Source organism: Bacillus cereus group sp. N12, from assembly GCF_016483575.1.
GTDB classification, from domain to species: domain Bacteria; phylum Bacillota; class Bacilli; order Bacillales; family Bacillaceae_G; genus Bacillus_A; species Bacillus_A toyonensis.
This window is the reverse complement of sequence record NZ_JAEHBO010000150.1, coordinates 1-5,677: the sequence shown is the minus strand read 5'-3', so window position 1 is coordinate 5,677 and position 5,677 is coordinate 1. Positions and strand designations below refer to the sequence as shown.

Here is a 5,677-nt window from a genome sequence, read left to right as displayed (position 1 = left end):
ACGTTTCACGTTGTTTGTTTCGTTCAGTTTTCAAAGAACTAATTGGTCGCTCATTTGCGACTCCCTTATGTTAACATTTTCGTTAATTGATGTCAACTAAGTTTTTTATTTCGTTTGTCGTTTTCTGCGTTATTGCATCGGCGACTTGTTCTATATTACACCTCTATACTCTAATCGTCAACACCTTTTTACAAAGAAATTTAATTTAAATATATTAATACCCTTTAGGCTATATAAGCCCTTACAGTAGTTTCATTAACGAGAAACTCTCTTCTCCTTCTCTTTACTAAATCTATCCTCTGAAACATATTCAATTAAATACTTCATTCGTCAAACCTTACTTAATTTATAAGAATGTTTTCCCTAAAGAAACTAGCAACCTTATTTTAACAAATACTAGTATATAATTAGAGAGTTATTGTATTCCCTAATGTACCTCTTTGCTTATCGTGTTGTACTACCAATAAAACTCTATTAGAAACAGGTGATAATATGAAAGATATACGTATTCTTATAGCAGACGATGATAAAGAAATTCGAAATTTATTAAAAATATATTTAGAACGAGAATTATATATGGTAGATACTGCGATTAACGGCGATGAAGCCTTGCAGTTATTTAATCAAAAAAATTATAACCTCGTTATATTAGATATTATGATGCCAAAAGTAGATGGTATTGAAGTATGTAGAAAGCTTAGAGATAAAACTAACGTACCGATATTAATGCTGACCGCTAAAGATCACGAAGTTGATAAAATTTTAGGTTTAAGCATTGGCGCTGATGATTACATTACGAAACCTTTCAGCATTCACGAAGTGGTTGCACGAGTAAAAGCTCTTATACGGCGTTTTTTAGTTCTTGGAAGTAACAATACCGTTCAAGAAAAAACAACTTTAGCTTTTAAAGGACTCACTATCAATTTAAATACATATACAGTTCATACAAATAAAGAGGAAATCAACTTAACCGGAAAAGAACTGGAACTATTAAAATTCTTTACTTCAAACCCAGGGCAAGGTATTTACAAAAACGCAGCTCTTCCGAAATGTGTGGGACGATAATTATATAGAAGATGACAATACCGTTATGGTACATATTCGAAAACTTAGAAAGAAAATAGAAATCGATCCTTCTAATCCAAAATTCATTCAAACTATATGGGGAATTGGTTATAAGTTTGCGGACTTTTAAATATACAAATGGGCCCAAGAGTAAAAATGTCTTTATTTATTACCCTTATCTTAATTACAACTTATCTCTTCTTTTCAAGGATACAATTCATTCAAAATCACAAATCAATGAATACTAAATTAAGTCGTGTATTAAACGGAAATTTACAAACGAGATTATTCACAAGCAATGACCGTTCCTTACATAATATCGTTTTTTCAATAAACGAACTAATAGCTGAATTAGAAAAGGTTCGGATTGAAGCAAAAAGATACGAGAAATCTAGAAAACAACTTTTGTCTAGTATCTCGCATGATATCCGAACACCACTCACCTCCATTATTGGATATATCGATGCTTTAAAAGATGGAGTAGCTGCTTCTGAAATAGAAAAGCAAGAATATCTTAAAATACTTTATATGAAATCAAATAACTTAAAACATCTAGTTGATGAAATATTCAATATGGCAAAGCTAGACGCCAATGAATTCCCACTAAAAGAAGAAGAACTCGATTTTTCTGAAGTTACTAGAGAAGTTTTAATCGATTTTTTACCTGAACTCTCAAAACATAATATCGAACTACAGGTTCTTATACCAGAATCTACTTGTCCTATCATCGCAGATCACCTTAGCCTTATGCGAATTATAGGTAATTTAATAAAAAATGCCATTTATTACGGAAAAGATGGGAAAACAGTAGGAATCGAACTACTAGAAACCAATACAGAATATGAACTTCTTATTTGGGACAAAGGCCCTGGCATTCCAAAACATGATTTACAAAACATATTTGAGCGAATGTACCGAAGCGAACAATCAAGAACCTCCTCTTTTGGTAGTAGCGGTCTCTTGCTTTCGATTTCTAAAGCGCTCGTTGAGAGAAATGGTGGGCATATATGGGTTGAAAGTATCCCATGGAAACGAACTACTTTTGGTTTTTCCATTCCAAAATACACTTCTTTTAAGAAATAGTTAAGAAATGATTAATATGCAGTTAAGCCTTCCTTCTTATTATGTAAGTAAGAACTTATAGAAAGTAGGTGTCTCCTATACATACAATTATAAAAACGACTAACCTTACTAAAGTATATGGCACTCAAAAATCAGTAGATAATCTAAATATTAATGTTCAACAAGGAGAAGTTTATGGATTCATAGGACGCAACGGTGCGGGCAAAACAACAACCATACGTATGCTACTTAGCCTTATAAAGCCTACAAGTGGAAACATTGAAATATTCGGAGAGGATTTATTTCAAAATCAAAAAGATATTTTAAGAAGAATTGGTTCTATCGTTGAGGTTCCAGGGTTTTATGAAAACTTAACTGCAAAAGAAAACTTATTAATTAATGCAAAGATAATTGGGATCCACAAAAAAAATGCCATTGAAGAAGCATTAAAAATAGTAGGCTTACAGCACGAAACAAAAAAGTTAGTAGGAAAGTATTCTTTAGGAATGAAGCAGCGCTTAGGAATTGCACGTGCTCTTCTCCACTATCCAGAACTACTCATACTAGATGAACCAACTAATGGACTCGATCCAATCGGTATTAAAGAAATGCGAAAACTCATTAAATCTTTAGCTCAGGAAAGAAATATAACGATACTCATTTCTAGTCACATATTAGCTGAAGTAGAACAACTAGTCGATCGTATGGGAATTATCCACGAAGGAAAGTTACTAGAAGAAGTTTCTCTTGATACGCTACGCAAATCCAACCGTAAGTACATAGAATTTCAAGTGAATAATGACAATAGAGCCACGATGCTATTAGAAAATCATCTTCAAATTTTTGATTATGAAGTACATGATGAAGGGAATATTCGTATTTATTCTCATTTTGGACAGCAAGGACACATAAACAGAACGTTCGTTCTTAACGATGTTGATGTATTAAAAATGGCGATGAGCGAAGACAGATTAGAAGATTATTTCACCAATCTAGTTGGAGGTGGAACAATTGGTTAATCTGCTCTATACAGAACTATTAAAATTAAAACGTTCCAATATGTTTTTGATTAGCATTATCGGGGCTGGCGTCGCACCCTTCTTAGTGGTCGTAGCGTCTTATATACACATAAAAACAAAACAACCTACTCCAACTATTTTGTTCCATCAACTATTCACTGAAGTTAACTTATATACCACTTTAGTTATAGGATTCCCCTTATATGGGGTAGTGATTGCTTATCTGTTTACCCGTGAATATACAGAAGATACACTAAAACATTTACTAACTATTCCAGTCTCACGCATTAGCTTTATTATAAGTAAGTTCATTATTCTCTTTCTTTGGATTATTATGCTTACTTTAGTCGCTTGGGCACTAACTTTATTATTAGGGCTAATAGGTAGCTTCCCTGGATTTAGCACCATCTTACTCTTAAGCTCTCTCGTAAAATTTTTAATATGTGGTGGACTTCTCTTTCTATTGTCTTCACCTATTGTACTATTAACCGTTGTAATGAAGACCTATGTACCACCTATTATATTAACGGTCATTATTACAATGACTAACCTTATGCTCGTGAACTCTAAACATAAAGATCTATTTCCGTGGACCGCTACTCTAGATATCGCAAATAACGAATTACAACCCACATATCCACCAGAGTATTCTTATATCATCATTGCAGCAACAGCAATTTTCGGATGTATTGCAACACTATTCTATTTTAAGAGAGTAGATATTCATTAATTTATAGGAGTGAAACTATGAGCGATATCATCATTGCCTTCATACTCGGTATTGTAGAGGGATTAGCAGAATTTTTACCTATCTCTTCTACTGGCCACCTTATATTAGTCGGACATTTATTAGGTTTCGAAGGAGAAAGAGCAAAGACCTTTGAAATCGTTATACAGTTAGGAGCAATTTTAGCTATTGCGATTTTATACTATAAACGTCTTGTTTCTTTATGTAATATTAAACCTCTTCTACGAAAAGAGAAAAAATTCAACGCATTCCATGTATTTCTTGGTGTATTCCCAGCGGTAGTTGCTGGATTACTATTACATGATGTTATTAAAACATACTTATTCCAGCCATATACTGTCGTCATTGGGCTTGTAGCAGGAGCAATTCTTATGATTTTTGCAGAAGTAAAAAAGACAGAAGCAACCGCCTATTCACTGGATGATTTAACCTACCGTCAAGCATTAACAATTGGATTATTTCAATGCTTAGCGGTATATCCTGGCTTCTCTAGAGCTGGCTCTACTATTTCTGGAGGGTTATTAGCGAAAGTAAATTATAAGACCGCATCTGAATTCTCTTTTCTCATTGCTCTTCCTGTAATGGTTGGAGCTACAGGCTTAGACTTATTAAAAAGTTGGAAATATTTAAGCGTTGATGACATCCCTATGTTTGCGGTAGGATTCATTACCTCTTTTATAGTAGCAATGCTAGCCGTAGTAACTTTTTTGAAGCTTTTAGAGAAGATTGGTTTAAAACCTTTTGCATATTATCGTATTTTGCTGGCTATCTTATTTACGCTTTTCATATTGCTATAGATTCATATAAGTCACATATTACTAAACTGATATTCAAGTTGGAATATCAGTTTTTTCTCTATTTCACCTCTAGTATTACTCACTTCAATATGGCATAGTTGTAATAAATCGCCCTTAATAATCCGAATATTCTTCAAACAGTTATATCCTTTACCGTACGACACAATTGGAAAATTAAAAATCACATATATGGACAGAACGTGTTTACAAACCATATTCATTCCGCATATTCTCTTTCTTAATTCGCAACACACCGATACAAATTTTAAATGAGTACAAAGGCATAACAAATAAGTAAATTTCTCAGGGATTATAAAAAAAACTAAAGATTAATTAGAGTGAGGTAACGATACAAATGAACCCATTAGCACAAACATATTGGGATACTTATTGGGGAAACAATGAAAAACCAGCATCTGTTACAGCTTGGCAATTTGGGGATTCCCCTAATTATCTTGCACAATTAGTAATTGACGGTATCAAAACCGCAACATGCTCCGGTCACATTTTTTATGAATTAGAAAATGAACCACTACCAACGACTAATGATTATAGTATTATACTCAATAGTCAGGATGAACCTGTAGCGATTATTAAGACAATAGAAGTAACTGTAACACCGATGAATGAAGTAAGCGAAGAATTCGCCATCGCTGAAGGCGAAGGCGATCGTACTTATAATTACTGGAGAAACACCCATGTTCGTTTTTTTACAAAGGAACTAAATGAGCTTGGTTTTACTTTTTCTAAAGATATGCTACTCGTTTGCGAACGATTTGAGCTCATTGATGTGAAAAATACAGCAGAACTATAATAAACAGAGCTTTACTGAAATTTCATATTGCTATTTTTTAACACAAATAAGCTCGTTATTTATAGCTCAAGAAAACTACAGATAACGAGCTTATTTTATAAAACACAAAAAAGACGAGTCATTCTGACTCGTCTTAAGCTTGCTTGGCGACGTCCTACTCTCACAGGGACAA

4 protein-coding genes and 2 pseudogenes are annotated in these 5,677 nt (G+C 33.4%); all 6 read left to right on the top strand.

Annotation, left to right across the window (positions count from 1 at the left end; translation table 11 throughout):
* Positions 1–492: 492 nt before the first annotated feature.
* The 6 genes and pseudogenes from JDS92_RS29420 (at position 493) to JDS92_RS29395 (ending at position 5,505) form a co-directional block, all read left to right on the top strand.
* Positions 493–1,195 (top strand): annotated as a pseudogene (locus tag JDS92_RS29420) (response regulator transcription factor).
* A pseudogene (locus tag JDS92_RS29415) lies at positions 1,180–2,148 on the top strand (sensor histidine kinase); the annotation flags it as partial. The pseudogenes JDS92_RS29420 and JDS92_RS29415, both read left to right, overlap by 16 nt.
* 68 nt (positions 2,149–2,216) lie before the next feature.
* Positions 2,217–3,146 carry an ABC transporter ATP-binding protein gene (locus JDS92_RS29410; RefSeq protein WP_199632996.1) on the top strand — a complete coding sequence of 310 codons (930 nt, stop codon included), beginning with the start codon at positions 2,217–2,219 and terminating at the stop codon, positions 3,144–3,146.
* Positions 3,139–3,876, top strand: a complete 738-nt coding sequence (locus tag JDS92_RS29405) for an ABC transporter permease (protein ID WP_000247709.1) — start codon at positions 3,139–3,141, stop codon at positions 3,874–3,876. The genes JDS92_RS29410 and JDS92_RS29405 overlap by 8 nt, the downstream gene beginning before the upstream one ends.
* Positions 3,877–3,893: 17 nt before the next feature.
* Entirely contained in the window at positions 3,894–4,691 is a 798-nt protein-coding gene (gene uppP / locus JDS92_RS29400; RefSeq protein ID WP_001279969.1) for an undecaprenyl-diphosphate phosphatase UppP, read from the top strand.
* Between the two features lie 355 nt (positions 4,692–5,046).
* Entirely contained in the window at positions 5,047–5,505 is a 459-nt protein-coding gene (locus JDS92_RS29395) for an ASCH domain-containing protein (RefSeq protein WP_098712044.1), read from the top strand.
* The last annotated feature ends 172 nt before the right edge of the window (positions 5,506–5,677 follow it).

What these genes read in the sequence shown, in the direction of transcription:
- uppP (WP_001279969.1), top strand. Translation starts at nt 3,894, where the DNA reads ATGAGCGATATCATCATTGCCTTCATACTCGGTATTGTAGAGGGATTA.
- JDS92_RS29395 (WP_098712044.1), top strand. Translation starts at nt 5,047, where the DNA reads ATGAACCCATTAGCACAAACATATTGGGATACTTATTGGGGAAACAAT.